Source organism: Nostoc sp. (assembly GCF_036917465.1).
Lineage (GTDB): Bacteria > Cyanobacteriota > Cyanobacteriia > Cyanobacteriales > Nostocaceae > Nostoc.
In genome coordinates, this window is the sequence record NZ_JBALDL010000094.1 from 1 (window position 1) to 22,930 (window position 22,930).

A 22,930-nucleotide genomic window follows, 5' to 3' on the forward strand; every position below is an offset into this window, starting at 1 on the left:
GAACGGAGTTCTGAGGTGGATTCATCCAGTTCAAAGGTGGATGAACGGAGTTCTGAGGTGGATTCATCCAGTTCAAAGGTGGATGAACGGAGTTCCGAGGTGGATTCATCCAGTTCAAAGGTGGATGAACGGAGTTCTGAGGTGGATTCATCCAGTTCAAAGGTGGATGAACGGAGTTCTAACTCTCCCCTGCCCCCCTGCTCCCCTGCCCCCCTGCTCCCCTGCTCCCCTGCTCCCCATTCATACAACCCCACACGCGGAATCGGCCGGGGTGGCGGGGGATTGTATGCAGTTAACAGGCAATTATCAGAGATAAATTGGAGAGCATTAACAAAATTTTCTCTGCCGCCTTCGCTAAAATACTGCCATACCTGGTTAGCAATACCAACAGGTACGGTAGACTGAGAAATTAAGTCGGGATCAAAAGCATCGTCACCTGGCATTACAATGAGGTTTCTACCATTCCGTTGCACAATTTCTTGTACTACTTCTAAGCCATAACTCCAATAAGAACGTCCTCCCAATAACCGCAAAATAATTACCTGGGCGAGTTCCAAAACTTGCTCTCCATAAGTATCTATACTTAACTGTTGCTGCAACTGCAACAGATTGGCGACTCGTAATGCCGGAAAGTGTGGAGGTAATTTGGGAACTGCAACTGCTAAAGTTTGAATGTCGGTATCCGCAGCCGTAATCAACACGAAAGGCGCTGGAGTTTGTTCTAAAAAAATTAAACCCTCTGACTGATTCCATCCACCCGATGCGCTACTTATACGATGCATAATGTTTTATTACTGTCTTAAACTATTGGTTATTACACGAGCAAAACAAACTTTTTTCCCTGCATTTAGCCCCCTGTTACTAGTGATGATAAAAAATGCTTAGTTCTTCTGATTTGAGCTTTTCTCGAACCTTGCCTATTGTTGTATTTAATCAGCTTGGCGAATTGTTAGAGCAAATGGCTCAAAGATTAGGAAGTGCCACTCTGGTTTTGACAGAAGATGTTTTAGCGCGGATTTGCATACCTGTGGAGTGGCAAAGACAAAGGTTTACGTTAGTGGTTTCTGAACAATTTAGTACGCTTTTGTTAGGAAATTTTGAGCAAGGGGAGCAGGGAAGCAGGGGTGAGCAGGGAGAACAATTACCTATTCAGGACGGGCTAAACCATAGCCATCCGCTAACAGGACTCAATGCTAAGTTAACATTTGATTTAGAGGCGATCGCCTCCTTTATGCACGAATTGAGAGATTTGTTTGAATGCGATTCCTATACTCATCAAAATCTTGAATGCTATCGCCAAATTATTAGACCTAATGATGCTACGCTTCAAAGTCAATTTACTCTGCTGTTATTAGAATATCTCCTAATTCAGGCAAACCAAGAAATAATAGCACCTCCAAGCCCAATTGCGCCGGCAGTTTATATCTGTCAACCGGTGGAAGATGCTTTAAAAAAACAGATTTCCCAAGAACGGTTGTTGAATCAGGTAACAACGCAGATCCGCAAAAGTCTTGATTTGGGAGTGATTATGGCAACTGCGGTTACGCAGGTGCGTGAGTTTCTAGAATTAGACAGATTAGTAATTTATAAATTTGAAGATTCCAGAGTCAATACTCAACAATACCAGTCTTCTACACAACAAGTTAACAATAAATGCTCAACTTCTATCTCAGTAAATAATCAATCTCCACTAGAAGACTACCAACGGTATGGGGGTTATATTGTCTATGAAGCCCGTGCGACAGATGCAATTATATCTGTATTAAATTACACGGAAAGAAATTGCTTTATGCGAACCTCTCAATGTTGGGAGAAGTATCGTCAAGGCTTTACCTTAGCTGTGAATGATGTCGAAAAAACTTATGCTCTAGAAGAGTGTTTGTTGAATTTTTTAAGGGAAAGCCAAGTTAGGGCTAAGTTGGCAGCACCGATTATATTTGAAAATAAACTGTGGGGGCTGCTGATTGCTCATCAGTGCAATGAACCACGCCAGTGGACTGATAGCGAAAAAAACTTGCTGACTTCCATCGCCGAACAATTAGCGATCGCAATTCACCAAGCTGAGTTAATGCAAACCCTCACCCAAGAAAAACAAACTCTCGAACAACGAGTGATTGAACGCACAATCGGACTACGTGATGCCCTCGTCGCCGCCGAAGCTGCTAGCCGCCTTAGAAGTGAGTTTCTCGCTACTATCAGTCACGAATTACTCACGCCTTTAACCTATGTGATTGGCATGTCGTCTACCTTGTTACGCTGGCCTTTGGGAGAATTGAGTCAACGACAACGAGGTTATCTGCAAAAAATCCACGATAGTGGAGAACATTTATTAGAAATGATTAATGACATTCTAGATTTATCGCAAATCGAGGCTGGAAAGACGGCTTTAAATATTTCGGAGTTTTCTTTGGTAAATGTTGCCGAAAATGCTGTAGAGTCACTGCAAAAAAAAGCAACAAGCGAACAAATTAATCTCAACCTTGATTTGCAAATCGATCCCAGACGCGATCGCATCATCGCTGATCCAGAACGAGTAGAACAAATACTCTGGAATCTGTTAACTAATGCGATTAAATTCACCCCTGAAAGTGGTAGCGTTACCTTGCGCCTTTGGGTAGAAGATGATACCGCTATTTTTCAAGTGGAAGATACCGGGATTGGCATCCACGAAGAACAGTTACCATTACTGTTTGAGAAATTTCAACAACTCGATACACCCTATCGCCGCCGCTACGAAGGTACTGGGCTTGGATTAGCTTTAACTAAACAACTTATAGAACTTCATCGAGGTCGAATTGAAGTAGAATCAACCATCAGTATTGGCTCCATTTTTACTGTATGGATACCAACTCAGGCAATAAAAGTGCTGACTTAAAAGCCTGTTAGACAAACAACCAATTACCTTGAGCTTAAAAAACGTCTTAGCCTTGGAATAGAATTGCAAGGCTATATAGCAACAAAGGGGGGATTGTCAGATATAAATAATGAGAAAACTAGGTTTCTGACAATTTCTATTCTCCCTCCTCTTTTTATATTCTTTCGCTGGCAATTTTCTGGAGGTATTCAATGCGTTGCTGAATATCTTTGAGATATGCTTCTTTACCCATCAGTATTTCTGATTGAGCAAGTTCTTTAACTAAAATTGCCCCAGCTTGCCCCAGTTTACCATTATCAGTTGTTTTCAATGCTTCTTCGAGTGCTTCATACCACAGTTCATTTTTGGCATAATAATTTACACTTTCTGGAATGCTAATAAATTGTTTATTAGCAAGTGATTCACAATTGATGACGGTAAATTCTGCACGTCTAACAATTGGGTCATTTTCGCAGTCAATTGCGATTTGCCATAGATATGTTTTACCCACTGTGAGTTCTGGGTAATCGAGGGGAAGTTCTAGCTTGTTAATCCCGACTATTGTGGGTATTTCTTTAACTTGGCCAATTTCTTTAAGGTTGTTGGCTGAATCAAATACAGCTAATCGGAATCGCACATTTTGGGAACTTGACATATACCAAGCCAACATTGGACGGGTGGAACTGGTTTTACCGATATATGTCTGAGGTGCAAGCTGTGTTATTGGGATACCGCCGTTACTTGAACATCCACGGGAACCACCCGCACGAGAATTTTCGCTAGATGGTTTGCGATCGCGTGGTTTAAACTCAGCAAATGCTGGAACTGCTGTCATCACAAAAACCATGCCTACAAGAAGGCTTGTAAGTCTGCGGTTATTTCGCCAAAATCTGAGATGTTGATAACTCATAATAGATGCTGTTGATTGTAGGATTAATCTAAAATTTAGTTGTACTGTTTCTTTTATGGTAAAGCTACTAACTTGATTAAACCACATTATGCACTACATCTTGTAACATTGCGCTTAGTAGTAAGTTTTACTTAGTTTCAGAGGCTCATCCTTATATATAGTGCATTAGTACTATTTAGGGAAATGCAGAATGCGAGATCAAACAATGAAAGCCTTTTCCTGTAAGCTTTTAGTACAGAAATCCGGTTTGATTATTGAAATTACTTGGCTTAGTAGGCAAGAGACAAAAGGATTATAGAATATTGAGGTGTACCGAGTTTTTTTCAAAAATCAAATAAGTAAGTGGGTTAAATTAAATATAAAACCTCACCCTGCCTCCGGCTTCCCTCTCCTTAGTAAGGCTACCGCGTACACACAAGTTATCGAATCACTACCAGTCCTCGAATTACCCCACCCTAACCCTCCCCATATCTATTGGCTACGGTGTACACACAAGTCTTTGAGAGTGGCCTCATAGGCTTTTGATCCCCCCAACCCCCCGATAAATTGGGGGGCAAAAGTCTCTTAAAGTCCCCCTTATTAAGGGGGATTTAGGGGGATCTCCAACGATTTTGGGTTTGTACAAAGATGTGTGTACACCGTAGGTATGTATTGGGGAGCAAACTAAATTTTCTTGTTTCCCCCCAATACATCGGGGGGATTAAGGGGGGTAAAACCCGGATCTCAAAGTAACTCCGATTTGTGTGTACACCGTAGCTTTAGTAAAGAGAGGGATTGAGGGTGAGGTTTGATCTTATATTTAATTACGCCTACCTACTTAGAACGTATTTACAGTTAGTCAGGTACAAAACCTAAATCTCAAAGCCTTGGTAAAGCCTGTTTCCCTTCTGTTAGCGTAGCGGGGCGTAGCCCATTCTGACTCCTAAATTATCCTGTATGAATTTTATATTATGTTTCAGGAAAGAGCCGATAGAGCCATTCTTTCTGAAGTTTCCAACTAAGTTCGCAGATAGTCCCGCGAGGAAAAAGTGATTCGCGTCGAAACTCTCCTTTTAGTTGTTGAGCAAGTATTTTAGAATCTTTTGTGCCTTTATTTTCTAGTTTTGATGTAATTCCCAAACCATTATCTTTCACCGACAAATTATATTTATTTAAACTATAAACACCTGATGCTTCTACACGCTTGACTCCTTGAGCATGTTTGCCAACATTACACAACGCTTCTTCTAAGAACAGACAAATTCCGCGTTTGTCTTCCACGCTTAAATACTGATCATCAATTGGGTCAAAATTGCGAATTTTTACTTTTAATGTTTTAAAGTTTTCAAAGTCTTTACGTTCTAAGGTAGTCGAATAAACTTCATATAACAAATCGTGAAGCGGCCGGTTCAATTCAATAATAGATCCGCTACCTAAACGCAAACTTTCCTGTGTGGTTAATGCTTCGAGTTTAAGAAATTCGCCAATTTCTCTAATTTCAGAATCCAGCTTTTCAAATTGTCCCAGCAAGTGTTCATAAGGGATATCTTTAGCCCGCATGTGCTTTAATGCATAAGCAAGAGTTTGCAAAGGCCCATTATGAATTACAGAAAAAGTGTGTTGAATGGTGTTTTGCCGTTCGTGAATTTGCGATCGCAAAAATTTATCGTGCTGGTAAAATGCAAAAGTACTCAAACCTACCCCATTCACGGCTAATACAAGCAAGCTTGGTGTTACAGGAATCCATACACCCCACACCCACAGCATCATATACCCGCAGCTAAATAGACAAAATACCGCTACACTCACACTCAGTATATTTTTCCAAACAGATTGGGTTAGCCGTCCGATAAGAATCGGCAAAAAACCCCAAACCAATATCCAAATGTACTCTTCGATATCTCCCCAGCTGTAAAGCATTGGGCGGTTATCTATTACACTACTAAGGATTTGACTAATCGCATGAGCATGATAGTCTATGCCATAAATTTGACCGTTTAATTTTAAGTTAGATACAGCAGATGTATAAATAACATCGCCCGTACTCATGTTGCGGTTCCCAACTAAGACAATGCGATCGCGCAGTAATTTTGCATCAACTTTCTGATTGAGAATATCGCGCAGCGACACAACATTAAAAGGTTGATTACAGTTGCGGAAGCTCATTAAAATTGACAATCCCCCATCATCAACACGAACGTATCCGCCAAAATTATGAGTAATCCGGGATAATTCAATATCACGAAATTTTATGGTATTTGGGTCATTTTTTCCAGTTTCTAACTCAATTCCTTGTGCATTAAAATATTTAGTAACTAACCGCAATGCTAAAGAATATTTATCCTCGTTGATATTCTTAGGATTTGCTGTATATAACAAATAGCGTCGATTTCTGCTATCCTTATCATTAAGTAAATCGACAAATCCAACTCGCTCATGTGGCAAACTCTTGGGTGGTAAAGTTTCTCCAGGTGGTAAAATTTTTTCAATCCCAATAATATTAGAATTTGCTCGTAATATCTGCGCTAGTTCTTCGCCACCAGGTTCTACAGGAACATTTTTGAAAATATCCAGCCCAATAGCTAGCGGTTTATAAGTTTCCAGCTTGGTGAGTAACTCTGCAATCTTTGTATCTGGAATTGGATATTGTTTAACCCATTCAATATCTTTTTCATCGATACCGATAATTACTACACGTTCATCAGGTTTTTCTACCGGACGCAGACGTAACATCCGATCGAGAAGCATCCATTCCCAAGATTGCATTCCTCCAACTATTCTGATTGAGATCACCACAATTAGCACTATTATGCCTGGAGGTGCTGCCAGTGACCACAACCCAAATTCTTTCCAAATCCGATTCCAGATTTTTATTTTCCTTTTCATCTAGCACTCTTCTATCACTCTGGTCAAATAAAAATCCCAGTTAACTTTTAGACAAGAGCCGTAAACTGCGTTTGGAGCTTTATTTTCTCACATTATGGCTACAATTATCTCTTACTTAAAAAGTGTTGTTTAGCAAAGATTACTGTTTTTTTCTCTGGAGAAAGTAATAAAAAAGTGATAAATTCCAGATGAATTTGCCGCATATTAAGTCAGTTGGCGGGAATAAGTAAGTAGGCGTAATTAAATATAAGATCAAACCTCACCCTCAATCCCTTTCCAAAGTATCGGAGAGGGAAGCCGGAGGTAGGGTGAGGTTTTATATTTAATTTGACCCACTTACTTAAACCAAATTATGTTAATAAACCTAAATAGACTGAAAATCCTTATAAATGACTAATGACAAATGACAGCCCAAGCCAGTTAGCTTTAATCACGCCGATTTACTTAATCAATTAAACCTTCTTCACGAGAACGAATTTCGGTAAGGATTCGCATATTCTTGCCACTTTGCTTGCAGTCTTCAGGATACACCCCCAAAACATCCTGAATCTTCGTCCAGTAAGTGCGAACTACTCGTTCTGATTTATACATACGGTCAGCGATCGCTTTATCTGTCAAACTCTCTTCAAAAGCCAATCGCAACACGTCTAACCATTCTGGTTTAAGTTCGATTCCCGTTTTGATATCTTTGGTGTGAGTTGCACCCTGAAGGGCTAAATTAACCCGCATTAGCATTTCATTTTCGGCTAATCCTTTGTCTGCGATCGCAAACCCTCCTTGATGATTATCAATCTCATGTTTGATGCGGATTAACGCCTTCACATAGCTAGTTTGTACCATAAAATTATAATTGGGATGCTCTTGGATCAAAGCTTGCAACAGCTTAATTCCGGTATCAATTTCTGCTGTCTCCCCTTGCCGATCGGGAATTGATAAATCCATCACAATCAGGTCAAACTGGCGATCTTGAAGTTGAGAAAGTGTCTCTTTCCGACTCTGAGCCTTAATAATAGACGCTTCGGGATACTGACGACTTAAGACATTGAGAGTACCAGTCAATATTAATTGATGGTCATCGACAACCAGAATAACTAGTTTTTTGTCCATAGATAAATTCCCATAAACTTGATGTTTTGTCAAACTTATCTCTACCATATTTCCATCTAGATTATATCTAAAGGAGGTAGGGGGCAGGGGGAAAGGCACGAGAATATGGATTGATCCCACTACTAGTCAGCTAGTAATGAAAATAGGACTAGCCCTTTCAAGGTCAGTAGACCGAAAAGTTCTGCGATCGCTCAGTGATGGATACTTGCAAACCTGATTATTGTCTGAGAAACTGTACTTTTTGATACGGTTTTGCGAAAATTCGTTTAGAGATATTACATAAGTAAAACTAATAAATTGGAGAAAAAGGTAAGGGTAGCTCCCGCACCAGAACAATCTTCTGGCGCTGTGTCTTGGAATTTTTGTAAAGTATTGAGGTGAAGAAGTAAAACTTTTAACTTAAAGGATTAATTCGTTTGGCTATGACTGCAACTACCCCGGTTTTAACCGATAATCAAACCTTAAAAGAAGTCGTTAACTGAATAGCCAGAAAATGTTCCAATTAAAACTCAAGGTAATTGCGAACAACAAAATATATTTGAAATTTTAATTAGAGCAGCCACTCAAAGAGACAGCATTGAAAACACTACTAAAGTCTTAAAAAATGTTCCAACCAGTAATGATATCTGTTACCATTTAGAAAAATATTCAGACATCACTTAAAAACGGTAAAAGGCGAGCGCATGGATGGACGAGAATTCTTTATTTATGCAGTCTATAAAGTCCAGTTATCTTTACAGCTTATACATGATGACTATCGTCTTCGTTTTGGCATTGAGAGTAGCTACCGAATGAAAAACCAGTGCCGAATTAAAACTACTATTAAAAATCCAACCATTCGCTTTCTATTCGTAGCCTTGGCATTTTTAATTATTAATGTTTGGATTTATCTAGTCTGGCATTATCTTAGTCGCTTAAAAAGAAGTTCCAGACAAGTTTTCTCTCATCTATTTACCCTCAAACAGATACTTGAATTTTTACGTCAAGCCGTAGACCGTAACTATGGGGTAGCCTGTGAAGTTTGTTTACCATCTGACTGATTTTGATTGATTTTTGGATTTTATATATAAGCCAATCTTATCATTCCTCTGAGACGATCAGCTTTTTTCCATTCCTCCAATAACGGTATCGTACACTACTATTTTTTAGCGATCGCAAAACTTTTCGGTCTACTGACAGTGATTTGTTCGCGGAGTCAACCATAAATCGCTTAGTCGGTCATTTCGAGACGCTATTAGAAGCCATAGTTGCTAATCCACAGCAGCCAGTGGCATTACTTTCTTTGCTAACACCGCAACAGCGCCAGCAACTTTTGGTGGAGTGGAACCATACACAGGTAAACTATCCCCATCAGCTGATTCATCAATTGTTTGAGGAGCAAGTTCAGCGCACACCGGATGCGATCGCAGTAGTATTTAGAGAGCAAAAGCTGAACTACCAAGAGTTAAATGAGCAAGCAAATCAACTAGCGTACTACTTACAGAGTTTGGGAGTCACCGCAGAGGTGATGGTAGGACTTTGTGTAGAACGCTCTTTAGAAATGGTTGTGGGATTGCTTGGTATCCTTAAATCTGGTGGTGTCTATGTTCCCTTAGATCCAGCTTATCCCCAAGAACGCATCGCCTATATCCTTTCGGATTCACGCTTATCTGTTTTATTGACTCAGCAAAAATTAGTCGCCTCTTTACCAAAGCATCAAGGGCGAGTAGTTTGCTTAGATACTCTTGGGGAAGAAATGTCTGCTGGTGGTGAACTTCCACCGATGAGTGGCGTAACACCAGAAAACTTGGCTTATGTTATTTATACCTCTGGCTCAACTGGCAAACCCAAAGGAGTTGCGATCGCACACCAAGGATTATCCAACTTAGCAAAAGCACAAATCAAACTATTTGGTGTGCAAATGGCCGTGCAGGATTATCGAAGTCAGAGAAATATTACCTCTATTCAGACCCTTGAACGCTGATAGTTGGGAAGCTCAGATACTTTTTTTAGCAGAACAGGATAAGAGAGCGATCGCTCTCTTATACCAATTTTCTATGAAGCTGCATATAATTCGATCCCCCCTAGCCCACGCCAGTCGCTCATGGGGGAAACCCCCAAGACCGCGCTGGCTCCCCTTAATAAGGGGGAAACCGGAAAAACATCTATTAAAGTCCCCCTTTTTAAGGGGAGCCACTGCGTTGGGCGGCTCTGCCGACTTGAAGCACGTGGCGTGGATTTAGGGGGATCAAGATATGTGCAACTTCACATTAAATTGGTATTATCCAATAATTAATTTGCTCAAACTGTATTTGATAAAAGTAGTCTACTAAGTCCAATAAAGAATTTCTGCTTTTGGAAAGCGCCTACTAATCTCACTCTCAAAAAAGCAACGCAACGCCTTCATTGTGTCCTTACCGTAAACATACTTCGTTCCACCAAACTTATTCCGCTTAACACTGCGTTTTGCCTCATCCATCTCTAATTTTGATTGCGGATACCAAGTTTGTAAAACTTCTTTTGACCCTGGTGTGAACCGATGTGAGATTAACTCAAAGGTAAGGTTACAGTCAAAATCCAGTGCCTCGTTTATCCGGTCAAACAAACAACTATAGTGCATCTCCCAATCATCTATCGGCATAATTGGTGCGATAACCAAGCCTACTGGATAACCACCACCGCCACGGTCTAATGGTAGCGCTAACCGTCGCAATGCATTCAGTCTGGATGTTACGGACGCTGTGCCACCTTCAAACTTGCCAGAAATCGGTGCTGCATTAACACTCATCCGACAACGGGTATGCCCATTGTGTGGTAAGTCGAGTAACCTATCCACAGCATCAAATTTCGATACCCAACGTAAATGTGCATTACTACGACTGCCAAAGTAACGGATACATTCAGCGAGGCTTCCAGTTAGATGCTCAATACCTAATGGGTCTGTGTAACAGCTAACTTCAAAACTCGTGTTTTTACCTTGTTGCTCATAGTTAGCTAAGTTCTCTAATATCTGCGGTAAGTTAGCAAAAACGCGGATGACAGGTGGCCCTGACAAGCTACCAGCTAAGTAGCAGTATTGACAATGAGCGGGACAACCTTCAGCAATGTGAAACTGCCAATCCGCAGAAGGTGGAATGGGACTCAGCTTAAAAGAACTGGGTGGTGCAGTAACCACTGCTAAGGTACGTTTGGCGATGTTATAAGTATCCCGCTCAGACTCACCGCGCAGTCCCTTCAGACGATTCTGTGATAATTCTTCGATTGGTAAGTTGAGTGACTGTACACGTGCAAGAATCTGCTGCCCCCAAACCTCATCTAAGGCAGCAGGTGTAAACAGTACCCGTTCAGGTATCCACAACTTTGCTGGCCTTGTTTGTGTCTCTGATACTGAAACCTCGTCTGTAACTGTATTCAGCAATATCGTTCTCCGTCTTTAGTTTGCTGACTTCTGCAATTAATTTTCAAGAACTTGCTTAATTCGTCGCTCTAACAAATCAAGATCCAAAGTGCCTTCATCACGGCTAATTCTACGCACAGTTGAATTAACATTACCTAAATTCACTAATAAATCTTGAAGAATTTCCTGCTGCTGACGTGCTTGGGTAACTTCGCGTGGCTCTTGTACTAAATCACGCACGATCGTATCTTCAGCGCGAGAGGCGATAATTGGATCGCTTTGGCCTTGAATGTGAACAAAAGTCCGTCGCCCTGGGCCTCGTTCTTCTTCTATTGGTATAACTGCTGTTACTTGGTCAGAACGCACATATTTTCCAAATCCCAAATGGACTAGCTCTGATGAGAGTATTTTCATATATACAGCTGAAGGCTAATTTTTAAGTCTTACTTATATTATAAAATCTCTAAAAGTGACTTAAAACCATAGACCATACGGGTTATACCCAATTAAAAGTAGTAGTTATATTTGCTTATCGAAGCAAGCTAGAGGGCAGTTCCTCCTGGAGGCAGGAGGAAGAAAATATATATTTTTACGCAAAAATATACGATGTAGGGGCAATTCATGAATTGCCCCTACCTGAAAATCAGGGTTTTGGTTATTAGTTACAGAAGTGTACCAGAAGGTTGTTGCACAATCTTGTTTACAGTTTTTGCTTCTCCAATGTCTTCTCGACCTGTAATCAATCTAGAGCGACGATTACGAGTGATATAATTCCATGCCCACTGAAATACTACTAGTAATTTAGTGTCAAACTCGATTAAGAAGTAGATGTGAACTAATAGCCAAAATGCCCAAGCAATGAAACCTGTGAGTTTGATTAAGCCTAAATCTACAACAGCTAAATTTTGCCCAATCATCGCCAAACTACCCACATCATTGTAACGAAATTGTGGCAAAGTCTTACCTTGAAGCCGTCGTTGAATTAATTTACCTACATACTCTCCTTGTTGTTTAGCTACAGGTGCAACACCAGGTAAGACTTTACTATCTTGGTGGGAGAAGTTAGCTAAATCTCCAATTACGAAAATGTTGTTATAACCTTCGATAGACAAGTCAGGTTCTACAATTACCCGCCCAGAGTAATCGCATTCTACACCTGTACTTTCTGCTAAGACTTTCCCCATTGGGGAACCTTGGACACCTGCTGCCCACAATATAGTGTCTGAGGCAATTTCTGTAAATTCATTGCCTTGCTTGAAAGTAACGATACCACCTTCAATATTTGTCACCCTAGTATGAGTGTGGAGTTCTACACCTAACTTTTGCAAAGCTACTGCTGCTGATGCCGATAACTCTGGCGCAATGTGTGGGAGGATGCGAGGGCCCCCTTGTAATAGTAAAATCTTCGTTTCTGAGGTGTCGATGCTGCGGAAATCTTCTTTGAGAGTTTTGTATGCCAATTCTGCGATCGCACCTGCTAATTCTACACCAGTTGGCCCACCCCCCACAATCACAAAATTCAAGAAAGCACGGCGTTTTTCTGGATCAGTTTCTTTTTCTGCTGCTTCAAATGCGCCAAATATCCGGCGACGCATTTCTATCGCATCTTCCACAGTTTTCAAACCAGGAGCAACTTTTTCCCAGTGATCTTTACCAAAATAGGAATGGTTAGCACCTGTGGCCACAATTAATGTATCATAAGGTACTACTTCATCGCCCAGAATAATTTGTTGCGCTTTTGGATCAATCTCATTTACTTCTCCCAACAACACCTTTGTATTCTTGCTTTTGCTAAATACAGATCGCAATGGTGCGGAAATATCAGAAGGTGATAGCGTACCTGTGGCAACTTGATATAAAAGCGGCTGAAATAGGTGAAAGTTACGTTTATCAATGAGAGTAACATTTACATTCGCTGCATTCAGACCCTTTGCTGCATACAGTCCACCAAAACCACCACCAACGATAACAACCTGATGTGGTGCATTCTTTTCAAGTGAAACTGCCATAAAAAATATTTCCTTGTGTTAAGAGTTTGTAACTATTCTTAACAAATATGTAACAGCATTATGATAAAGATTGCTGTTTATTTAGAACAATTGAAAAAATAATGAAAGTAGTCAAGGTTATATTATTTCTGTTTAAAGATCCGCCGATAAGACTGGGTGTTCCACATTTAAATTGCATAAGCTGGGCGCTCATGTTGCCCACCCCACAAGAGTTATGTTTAATTAGATTATGCAAATTAGATGCTTTTTAGCTGATGACAATTGTGCTATCTTACCAACGTATTTGTATCAAATTGAAATTGAAATAATATAACCCACTACGTTAGCTGCTTATGTTATTAGGACTTACGCAAAACTACACGCGGTAGGGGCAATTCACGAATTGCCCCTACCGGAAACTCAAGGTTTGGGCTATTTTTTGCGTAAGTCCTGGTTATGTTTCTCGTGATTTTATTAATGGAATAGATTCATGAATGACTCTCCGGTGGATTGTCTTCTACTGTTGGAAGTGGTTGTTCAGATGTGCTATTTTCTTGGGATGTAGATTCCACGCTTTCTGTCATCCCGTGCTGTTCTTGTCCTCTAAGTCCTAGATATGTAGCAGCACTGATTCCTTGTAGTGTCAGAAGTGTTTCATCAAATTCTGGCATTGCCAGATTTTTAATTACCTCCCAAACAAAGAATAGTCCGATCGCAACTGTCCAAATAAATGTTTGGAACCGATGAAAGTTGACTCCATTAATATCAGATAATATATCATAGAAAAATCCCTCAGAAATGCGTTGACTACCTTTTCTCTTTCTTTCATTACCCTGTCCATCAATTAATGAAGTACCAAATGCAGTTACAGAGTTAATTCCTAATAAAACTAGTGATTGACTTGTCAAAACATTGGTATAATCTCCTGTTATGCCGTAGATAATCAGATAAGCACCAAAAATTAGAAATGTCCAAAAAGCAAGTTGAGATATCGATAGACTGAAGGGATTTCTGTTTAATTTCTTTCTACCAAGGAAAAATTGAGCAATTCGGCTTTTGCGATTCTCTTTATCAAGATCAGCCTTTTCTGGTATCAACAGTTCCTGACCACCAATCACCTCTTTTTGAGAGTAAACCCCTTCTATTCCAGGGCTACGAAGAGTACTGCGGCAATACCTAATAAATATTAATACAATAGCTACAAGTAAAAACAGACACAGCCAAAATCGCCACGAAAACAGAACTATTTTTAATTGAGGAGGTGATAGAGGATTACTCACTGGAATCGCCAGTTTTCTGGGACAGCCTACCCCCGCTATCACGTTAATACTATATCTATTTGCTCTACCAAGAAGGGCATTCCATGCAGCTTGCGATGAGTCGGTACGTTCAAGTCGAAAGGCTAACCAATTATCATCAACAATTTTCTGTTGATCTTTACCTGGAACCATGACAATGACTGGTTCTCCGTGGACATCCTCCAGTTCATAGCCATCGAGGTACAACACTAATTGCCGAGGATCAAACGAATTGGTGGCATTAGTCGTTGCACTTCTAGTTGCTGCTGATAATCCTTCAACTCTTACCCTGATGCGATCGCCCATTTTAACTTGGTTACGTCCATTGTCGGCAATGACTTGTTGAGTTTTAAGACTAGGAGGCACTGAACATATCTGAGGCGATGCCAAGTTTACAGCAGGGCCATCTGAACTATCTTGAGCAATGACTGCAAAGTTGATAGAAACAATCAACAGAAAAACCAACAAAAAAATAGCAGTAAATTTTTTAAGATTTTTATACATCCGTCGGTATTCCAGCAACAGTGATTATTCTGTCGGTAGTGTAACCGTACTTGAGTCATTCCGTATATTAAAAAACTTGTCTAAAAACAATAGATTCCCCGCTTACCTTCTTGGTGCTAGCCTCTGGTAACGTGAGACTGTATTGGTAATTTTCTTGACAAGACTATTTCCTTAAAATCTTGAAACATATAGCAAGGGACTGGGGACTGCATGAAAAGTCTTTTTGTATCTAAGTTTCATTGTTGATGTCCTAACCACCTTGGCCGCTTCTATGTACATATATATACAGTAGTTTGCAAGTAAATGAGGTACATACAGGATTAAGAATCAGATGTCCATTACACCATCCGCGCCTGTTTGAGAAAGCACCAATAGCGCATTCCCAATTCCTATTGCACCCTTTGCTTACAGAGCGCGATCGTCAGTAATGCTGCTGCTCCAAACGCTGCGATTGTCCGAACATGGTTCCAGAGCGTCCAGTTGGTCAGATATCTAGCCCATAGATTTGCACCCTCAGCACTATCTGGTTTGGCGATCGCTAGGGCATCATTCAAAGGCACATTGAAGGCGATCGTCACCAGAATAGTGCCAACGAGATAGAGCAAGCTACCAACCAATAAGTAAACCGCATCAGGTCGATGCCATTTTAACAGCGAGGCGATCGCTGTTAAAGTGCAAGCTAAAGCCGTTCCAAAGAGCGCTACCATAAACAACGGATTAATCGCTGTGATATTGATCGATTGCATGGCGACAATCCCTTCTCTCGGCTGAAGTCGAGCCAGAGCGCTCATTACAAAAGTCGAGAAGGCAAAGAATACTCCCGCTACCAGTCCGCAGCCTAAAGCAGTGAAAAGTTTTAATGCAAAAGACAAGTGGTTAACAGTTGTCATAAACCCTCCTACAGATAACGGATTAGCAAAGCTCGTTATCAAATTTGTTTTCCTACGGTGCAACCAGTTGTACTATTCGATCCGGCGTATGGGTGATTGACTCTATTGTTTGATGCAGTGACTCGTCTGCAATCTCTTTCGGGTCGATAGATTGCAGCAATACGGTCATTAATTTCTCTGCGGGTGCTGTTTGCCTCATGTGTCATATTCTACGACGCAAGGTGTACCAATCTTCCTTCTTCTTTTTTCTCCTTACCCCAATTTACTGAGTGCATACACAAGAAGAATTACTCAAAATTTGGGGCGATAACCGTTGTACAGTGCTGATGATTACCCATGATATCGACGAAGCACTATTTTTAGCAGATAAATTAATTGGTAATGATGACTAATGGGACACACGCAAAAATTGGTGAAGTCATGGAAATTCCTTTTTCTTGTCCACGCGATCACGCCCATATTATGGAAGATCCACAATACTATAGCAATCCGATTTGATTTCTGAATCACTCGTAGAGGTAAGGGACTGGGGACTGGGGACTGGGAAGAAGGAATAAAGGTGTACTGAGTTTTGTTCAAAAATCAAATATGAGTCCTATCTCAACTACGTAATTATGCTCTAGACTTCCTATTTAATCGCTTTGCCCATGATGATGTAGGTTAAACTAATCGTCATTCTTCTAACTTCTAAAATGCTTCCTTCCAGAAGAGTTTATTTGTTGCTGGTTTTAGGTATAGCAATGCCTACGGCGGGCTACGCCTACGCCCCGATCCTATACCTTTTTCTCAGCATTAAAGCAACCATCGCTATCATTGTGTTATTTGATGCCATAATTCTTGGGTTGATGGTTGCAGATGGTTTACAAGTGCGGCGTTCTCGCGTGGAAATTACCCGCGAATTACCATCCCGATTATCTATTGGACGTGATAATCCAGTAATCCTAAAAGTAACATCGCCAAATACCAACGCCTTAATTGAAATCTGCGATTACTATCCCATAGGATTTGATGTATCAACACCTGCACACCGAGCGATTATTCCCAGTAATACCACTCAAGAATTGACATATACCGTCAACCCGAAACAGCGCGGCGAGTTTCCTTGGGGAAATATTCAAGTCCGACAGTTGGGAATTTGGGGATTAGCTTGGGATGATTGGCAAATTCCCCAAAGTCTGCCAGTGAAAGTTTATCCTGATTTGGTGGGATTGCGATCGCTCACAATTCGTTTGACATTGCAATCATCAGGATCGATCCGTCAACGTAAAACTGGTATTGGTACAGAGTTTGCCGAACTGCGAAACTATCGCACTGGCGACGATTTGCGGTTTATTGATTGGAAAGCTACCGCCCGTCGCGTTGGGGCTTACGGCAATGCAACGCCACTGGTGAGGGTTCTAGAACCAGAACAGGAACAAACTTTACTTATCTTGCTCGATCGCGGCCGCTTGATGACCGCAAAGGTGCAGAATTTGCAGAGATTTGACTGGGGTTTGAATGCAACCTTATCCTTAGCATTGGCGGGATTACATCGAGGCGATCGCGTGGGTGTTGGTGTATTTGACCGCCAGATGCATACGTGGATTCCCCCAGAACGCGGTCAACATCATTTAAATCAGCTAATCGATCGCTTAACTCCAATTCAACCAGTTTTATTTGAATCTGATTATTTGGGGGCAGTAACAAATGTTTTGCAGCGTCAAACTCGCAGAGCGTTGGTAGTCGTGATTACCGACTTAGTTGATGTCACCGCTTCTACCGAACTCCTGGCTGCACTTTCCAAGCTAGCACCGCGCTATTTACCATTTTGCGTAACACTGCGAGATCCGCAAGTTGATCGTCTGGCACATACCTTTACAGATAATGTTACAAATACTTATGCCCGTGCAGTGGCACTAGATTTATTAATGCAACGACAAGTAGCTTTTGCTCAATTGAAGCAAAAAGGCGTATTAGTACTAGATGCACCAGCCAATCAAATTGCCGATCAGATAGTTGAGCGATATCTGCAACTCAAAGCGCTGAATCAACTTTAGTAGAGACGCGAAAATTTGCGTCTCTATATAATCAAGATTAACCAACCACAAAATTGTTGTTGGTTAGTGACAATCCAGTTGATAGTTGAGCAAATTTTACCTGAGTAAACCCAGCCGCACTGCCATCTTGGTCAAAGAACAATCCACCTGTAGAATTATCATAAATGAACCGTTGATCGCCTGTCGTTGCAGATGTTCCAATGGTAAACTGACTTGTCTGAAGTGAACCTTTTGATAAACCGCCACCAAAAACAGTAGCTGATACCTGAATCAGTTCATTAGTGGCATTGAAATCATAAATAGTGTCAACGCCTTTATTGTTGTAACTATTGAAAACAAAGGTATCAATCCCGCTCCCTCCTATGAGGATGTCATTACCATTGCCACCTGTGAGGATATCATTGCCACTGCCACCATCAAGGGTGTTATTGCCTGTGCTGAAGTCGCTGCCAGAGAGGTCAAGATAATCATTACCATCGCCCCCAGAGAGCAGGTTATTGCCTGTTGAACCGCCAGCCAGCAAGGTATCGTCACCTGCCCCTCCGTAGAGGGTGTTATTACCTGTTGAGCGAGAGTCTAAGTAGTCTAAGTAGCCCGTGCTGGAGTAGCTGCCAGAAATGTCAAGATAATCATTGCCATCACCCCCAGACAGCAGGTTATTGCCTGTTGAACCGCCAGCCAGCAAGGTATCGTCACCTGCACCTCCGTTGAGGGTGTTATTGCCTGTTGAGCGAGAGTACAAGTAGGCCCTGCTGGAGTAGCTGCCAGAAATGTCAAAAGAATCATTACCATCGCCTCCAGAGAGGAAGTTATCACCTGTTGAACCACCAGCACTCAAGGTATCGTCACCTGCACCTCCGTTGAGGGTGTTATTGCCTGTTGAGCGAGTGTCATTGCTGTAGAGGCTGAAGTCGCTGCCAGAAACGGAGAGAGAATCATTGCCATCGCCCCCAGAGAACAGGTTATCGCCTGTTGAACCACCAGCCGTCAAGGTATCGTCACCTGCACCTCCGTTGAGGGTGTTATTGCCTGTTGAGCGAGAGTCGGATACACCACGGTAACCCCTGTAGAAGCCAGAAATGTCAAGATAATCATTGCCATTGCCACCAGAGAGCAGGTTATCGCCTTTTGAACCACCAGCACTCAAGGTATCATCACCTGCACCTCCCTTGAGGGTGTTATTGCCTGTTGAGCGAGAGTCATTGATAACGTAAAGCGTCGTGTAAGAGCCAGAGATAGAGAGAGAATCATTGCCATCGCCACCAGAGAGCAGGTTATCACCTTTTGAAGCGCTAGCAATCAAGGTATCATCACCTGCGCCTCCGTTGAGGGTGTTATTGCCTGTTGAGCGAGTGTCGGATTTACCATAGTTCGAGTTATACCTGCCAAAGACATCAATATAATCATTACCATCGTCCCCAGAGAGCAGGTTATCACCTTTTGAAGCGCTAGCACTCAAGGTATCGTCACCTGCACCTCCGTAGAGAGTATTATTCCCAGCACCACCCCGCAGCAAGTCGTTGCCACTTTTGCCATCAATGATGTCATCACCTCCCTGACCATTGATGACATCATCTGAGTCATCAAAACCGCTAACATTATTGTTCAGGTCGTTAAGGAAGGTGACTGTATTTTTGTTGAAGATAGTGCTTTGGGTGGAGTCGGCATTGAAGACATCAAAGCTGTCTGTAGTGATAGTTTGACCATTAAACACGATATTGCCCAAGTCTACAGTTGCTCCTGTAGATGTGCTAAGGTTATCCAGGTTTTCCAGGGCAAAGTTTTGCAGAATGACTTGAGTATTTAAATTATTTTCAAAGGTGATTTCCAGATTGCTGCCATTCTGGGTAAGCAGAAGATTTCGAGCAGTCAAGCCATTACCTTGGAATATTAGGGTATCCACTTCGGCAATGACTCCTGCTGTCGGATTTGTTCCTTGACCTATGCCGCCAAAATCTGTAATGGAAATCGCGCCGGCCGCGATATTGTAAATATCGTTGCCACCTCCACCAGTTAAGGTGTCGCCGTTATTACCGGATAGGGTATCATTACCGTTGGTTCCAACAATGATCTTTGCCATAAATTTTACCTACCTAAATTGATTTTTCTATAACTTCAGTTCTTACACTGCTGTCAGCGATGTTTTCGGACACAAGAATCCACCAAAACTTGACGTTTTCGATCCTCTTGAGAAACAATATATTTCTCGAAGATTCACCTAGAGAATGGGATTCTACGTAACAATTATCTAACTTAAAGCTAGTAGAAAGACAGTGAAAACCTTGATTTTCTCTAGGTTCAATTCATGAATTGAACCTACATTTGTTGATGCGTAAGTCCTATAACTATCTCAAACTATCTAAGCCTTAAGCACTATACAAATTACTCAAGCTGTGAATTCCAGATAATTGTACAGTAGAAATCAGCGAACAACCATCAAAAAATCAACCTTGAATACCTAAAAACCACTTTTTATATTTGGTTTTTTGCCAGTGCCTAAGTCCTACAAGCTTCAAAATAGGAAATAGTTAATTTTTGAGCGGCAAAGATATTTTTATGCCTAGCTTGTAAGCTATTCTCCGTGGATGTCGAGTTTGAACATAGAGAACATCTCAATTGCCTCAAAATAACTACATAGTCAATATCTTACTTAGATGTCTATATTTAAAAAACCGTCTTTGCATACTCTTCACATTATTTGCTGATAAATGTATACACAAATACTAAGCTTTATCAATTCTTTATACTCTTCTAGTTTATAGGTAATAAGAAAGCAGAAAATAGTAAAAAATTTTGAAGGAGTGATATAAAATAGATATCTCACTTTTTGAATGTAGCGATGATGGAGATATTGCGATCGCTATATCTATCTTACATATCTCTGCAACGAGCATTATAGATTGTCAAAATTTACAAACGCAGACATCAGCTAATAAATAGCATCTCACATTCTGTAGGTAGGGGCAATATCCTGCTGTTACTCCGTTAGATAACTCACAGAGTAGCCGCAGAGCGCCTAAATAGATTGCCCCTATACCGTGTAGTTTTGCGTGACTGCTAAATTTATTTTTCGGAAATCCCTAATTAAGATTAAACAACCACAAAATTATTGTTGGTTACTAATAATCCAGCTGATAGTTGGGCAAATTTTACCTGAGTAAAATCACCTGCGCTGCCATCTTGGTCAAAGAACAATCCACCTGTAGAATTATCATAAATGAATCGTTGATTGCTTGTCGTTGCAGATGTGCCGATGGTAAATTGACTTGTCTGAAGTGAACCTAGTGATAAACCGCCACCAAAATTAGTAGCAGATACCTGAATCAGTTCATTAGTAGCGTTGAAACCATAAATACTATCAACGCCTTCATTGTAACTATTGAAAGCAAAGGTATCAGTACCATTCCCTCCTGTAAGGATGTCATTACCATTGCCACCATAAAGAGTGTTATTACCTAATGCGTTAGATGCAGAAAGAGTATCATTGCCATCACCCCCAGAGAGTAAGTTATTGCCTGTTGAATAATCAACAACCAACTTATCTGCACCAGCGCCACCGTTGAGGGTATTATTGCCTGACGTTTGGCGATAGATTTCTTCGCCATACTTATCGTAGTCGCCATATTCGTCGTACTCGTAGCCAGAGGCGGAAAGATAATCATTGCCATTGTCTCCATTCAGCAAATTATCACCTGATGAATAGTCAACATTCAAGTTATCATCACCTTCACCACCGTTAAGGGTGTTATTTCCAGTAGTCTTATACAATGCTCCTCCGAAGCCATGATCGTAGCTAGAACCGGAGAGATAGTCATTTCCATCGCCACCAGAAAGCAGATTAGCGCCTCGTGAATAGTTTACATTTAAGTAATCGTTACCAGCACCACCATTGAGGGTGTTCTTACCTGATGTGTTATCAAATCTGTAGCCCTCGAAGTTAGAGGCAAAGAGAGAATCATTGCCATCGCCACCATCTAGTAGGTTATCGCCTGTTGAAATGTTAGCGCTCAAATAATCGTCACCATTGCCGCCGTTAAGAGTATTATTACCATTGGCAAGATTGACAGAAAGACGATCGTTGTCATCGCCACCATCCAGTAAGTTATCACCTTTTGAAAAGGAAGCACTTAAGGTATCGTTACCAGCACCGCCCTTGAGGGTGTTATTCCCAGATACATAAGGGTCATAGTAGCCACTAGATACAGAGAGAGAATCATTGCCATTACCACCATCTAGTAGGTTATCGCCAGGTGATCCGTCAGCACTCAAGGTATCGTTACCAGCACCACCCTGGAGAGAGTTATTACCAGGTGTAGCGTCAACATTCAAGTAATCGTCACCAGTACCACCGTCGAGGGTGTCATTACCAGCACCACCAATCAAAGTATCATTACCACTACCACCTCGCAGCAAGTCATTGCCACTCTTGCCGTCGATGTAGTCATTACCCCCCTGACCATTAACGACATCATCTGAGTTATCTAAACCCGTAATTTTGTTATTGAGGTCATTGAGGAACGTAATAGTGTTCCTATTAAACAGGGTAGTTAAAGTGGAATCAGCATCAAACACATCAAAACTGTCGGTGATGCTGGTTTGTCCATCAAACAGGATATTGCCAATAGCTGGTTGTGAAGAAGTTGCAGGCAGATTCTCCAAGTCTTCTAATTTGAAGTTTTTTAGGATAATTTTGCTATCAGCCACGCCATCAAAAGTGATTTCCAGATTGTTACCATTCTGGGTAAGCAAGAGATTGTTGGCAGTAAAACCAGCACCCTGGAATTCAAGCGTATCCACTTCGGCAATGACTCCTGCTGTGGGGTTTGTTCCTTTACCTACCCCACCAAAATCAGTGATAGTGTCAGTACCGTGACCCAAATTGTAAATAAATTTATCCTTGCCACCAGCACCAGTCAGTGTGTCGTTATCTGCTTTACCCTTAATCGTGTCAGCACCATTACTGCCCAGTAAAATATCATCATAGTTGCTTCCAATAATACCAATGATATTTGTCATAACTTTTACGCTTCCTTAATAAATGTTTTCAGTAAATTGATAGTTTTCAGCCCGGAGTTACTACTGTTTTAGAACACAAGAACTCG

Annotated in this window: 14 protein-coding genes and 2 pseudogenes; 5 read left to right on the forward strand and 11 right to left on the reverse strand. The window is 41.2% G+C overall.

Going from position 1 to position 22,930, the window contains the following annotated elements; translation table 11 throughout:
* A pseudogene (locus V7K38_RS25390) lies at nucleotides 1-782 on the reverse strand (hypothetical protein); the annotation flags it as partial.
* Between the two features lie 95 nt (nucleotides 783-877).
* On the opposite strand from V7K38_RS25390, the gene V7K38_RS25395 reads away from it, so the two are divergent.
* Nucleotides 878-2,875, forward strand: coding sequence for a GAF domain-containing sensor histidine kinase (locus tag V7K38_RS25395; RefSeq protein ID WP_334861837.1), 1,998 nt, complete (start codon nucleotides 878-880; stop codon nucleotides 2,873-2,875).
* 154 nt (nucleotides 2,876-3,029) lie between these two features.
* Here V7K38_RS25395 and V7K38_RS25400 read toward each other — a convergent pair whose 3' ends face one another.
* From V7K38_RS25400 to V7K38_RS25410, 3 genes are all read right to left on the reverse strand, one after another.
* Nucleotides 3,030-3,764, reverse strand: coding sequence for a DUF928 domain-containing protein (locus tag V7K38_RS25400; protein WP_334861839.1), 735 nt, complete (start codon nucleotides 3,762-3,764; stop codon nucleotides 3,030-3,032).
* 948 nt (nucleotides 3,765-4,712) lie between these two features.
* Complete coding sequence (locus tag V7K38_RS25405; protein ID WP_334861841.1) at nucleotides 4,713-6,629, reverse strand: sensor histidine kinase; 1,917 nt, start codon at nucleotides 6,627-6,629, stop codon at nucleotides 4,713-4,715.
* A 444-nt stretch (nucleotides 6,630-7,073) separates the two neighbouring features.
* Complete coding sequence (locus tag V7K38_RS25410; protein ID WP_334861843.1) at nucleotides 7,074-7,784, reverse strand: response regulator transcription factor; 711 nt, start codon at nucleotides 7,782-7,784, stop codon at nucleotides 7,074-7,076.
* Between the two features lie 635 nt (nucleotides 7,785-8,419).
* Here V7K38_RS25410 and V7K38_RS25415 point away from each other — a divergent pair.
* Entirely contained in the window at nucleotides 8,420-8,776 is a 357-nt protein-coding gene (locus V7K38_RS25415; RefSeq protein ID WP_334861845.1) for a hypothetical protein, read from the forward strand.
* A 143-nt stretch (nucleotides 8,777-8,919) separates the two neighbouring features.
* Nucleotides 8,920-9,699 carry an AMP-binding protein gene (locus V7K38_RS25420; RefSeq protein ID WP_334861847.1) on the forward strand — a complete coding sequence of 260 codons (780 nt, stop codon included), beginning with the start codon at nucleotides 8,920-8,922 and terminating at the stop codon, nucleotides 9,697-9,699.
* A 345-nt stretch (nucleotides 9,700-10,044) separates the two neighbouring features.
* On the opposite strand, the gene V7K38_RS25425 is transcribed toward V7K38_RS25420, so the two are convergent.
* The 5 genes from V7K38_RS25425 to V7K38_RS25445 all read right to left on the reverse strand — a co-directional run bounded on the left by V7K38_RS25425 (nucleotide 10,045) and on the right by V7K38_RS25445 (nucleotide 15,792).
* The gene (locus tag V7K38_RS25425; RefSeq protein WP_334861975.1) at nucleotides 10,045-11,067 is read right to left on the reverse strand and encodes a spore photoproduct lyase family protein; all 1,023 of its coding nucleotides are present in this window, start codon (nucleotides 11,065-11,067) and stop codon (nucleotides 10,045-10,047) included.
* A 102-nt stretch (nucleotides 11,068-11,169) separates the two neighbouring features.
* Entirely contained in the window at nucleotides 11,170-11,526 is a 357-nt protein-coding gene (locus V7K38_RS25430; protein ID WP_190896616.1) for a hypothetical protein, read from the reverse strand.
* A 248-nt stretch (nucleotides 11,527-11,774) separates the two neighbouring features.
* Nucleotides 11,775-13,121: an NAD(P)/FAD-dependent oxidoreductase gene (locus tag V7K38_RS25435; protein ID WP_334861849.1), complete on the reverse strand. Its 1,347-nt coding sequence runs from the start codon at nucleotides 13,119-13,121 to the stop codon at nucleotides 11,775-11,777.
* 467 nt (nucleotides 13,122-13,588) lie between these two features.
* On the reverse strand, nucleotides 13,589-14,902 hold the full coding sequence (locus tag V7K38_RS25440) for a hypothetical protein (protein WP_334861850.1): 1,314 nt from the start codon (nucleotides 14,900-14,902) through the stop codon (nucleotides 13,589-13,591).
* A 389-nt stretch (nucleotides 14,903-15,291) separates the two neighbouring features.
* A complete protein-coding gene (locus tag V7K38_RS25445) occupies nucleotides 15,292-15,792 on the reverse strand; it encodes an anthrone oxygenase family protein (protein WP_334861852.1) in 501 nt (166 codons plus the stop codon).
* A gap of 278 nt (nucleotides 15,793-16,070) precedes the next feature.
* Between V7K38_RS25445 and V7K38_RS25450 the strand changes: the two are divergent.
* A pseudogene (locus V7K38_RS25450) lies at nucleotides 16,071-16,290 on the forward strand (bacitracin ABC transporter ATP-binding protein); the annotation flags it as partial.
* Nucleotides 16,291-16,484: 194 nt separating this feature from the next.
* Nucleotides 16,485-17,828, forward strand: a complete 1,344-nt coding sequence (locus V7K38_RS25455; protein ID WP_334861854.1) for a DUF58 domain-containing protein — start codon at nucleotides 16,485-16,487, stop codon at nucleotides 17,826-17,828.
* 37 nt (nucleotides 17,829-17,865) lie between these two features.
* Here V7K38_RS25455 and V7K38_RS25460 read toward each other — a convergent pair whose 3' ends face one another.
* Both V7K38_RS25460 and V7K38_RS25465 read right to left on the reverse strand, forming a co-directional pair.
* Nucleotides 17,866-19,908, reverse strand: a complete 2,043-nt coding sequence (locus tag V7K38_RS25460; protein ID WP_334861856.1) for a beta strand repeat-containing protein — start codon at nucleotides 19,906-19,908, stop codon at nucleotides 17,866-17,868.
* Between the two features lie 1,010 nt (nucleotides 19,909-20,918).
* Nucleotides 20,919-22,835 carry a calcium-binding protein gene (locus tag V7K38_RS25465; protein WP_442940803.1) on the reverse strand — a complete coding sequence of 639 codons (1,917 nt, stop codon included), beginning with the start codon at nucleotides 22,833-22,835 and terminating at the stop codon, nucleotides 20,919-20,921.
* Nucleotides 22,836-22,930 lie beyond the last annotated feature (95 nt).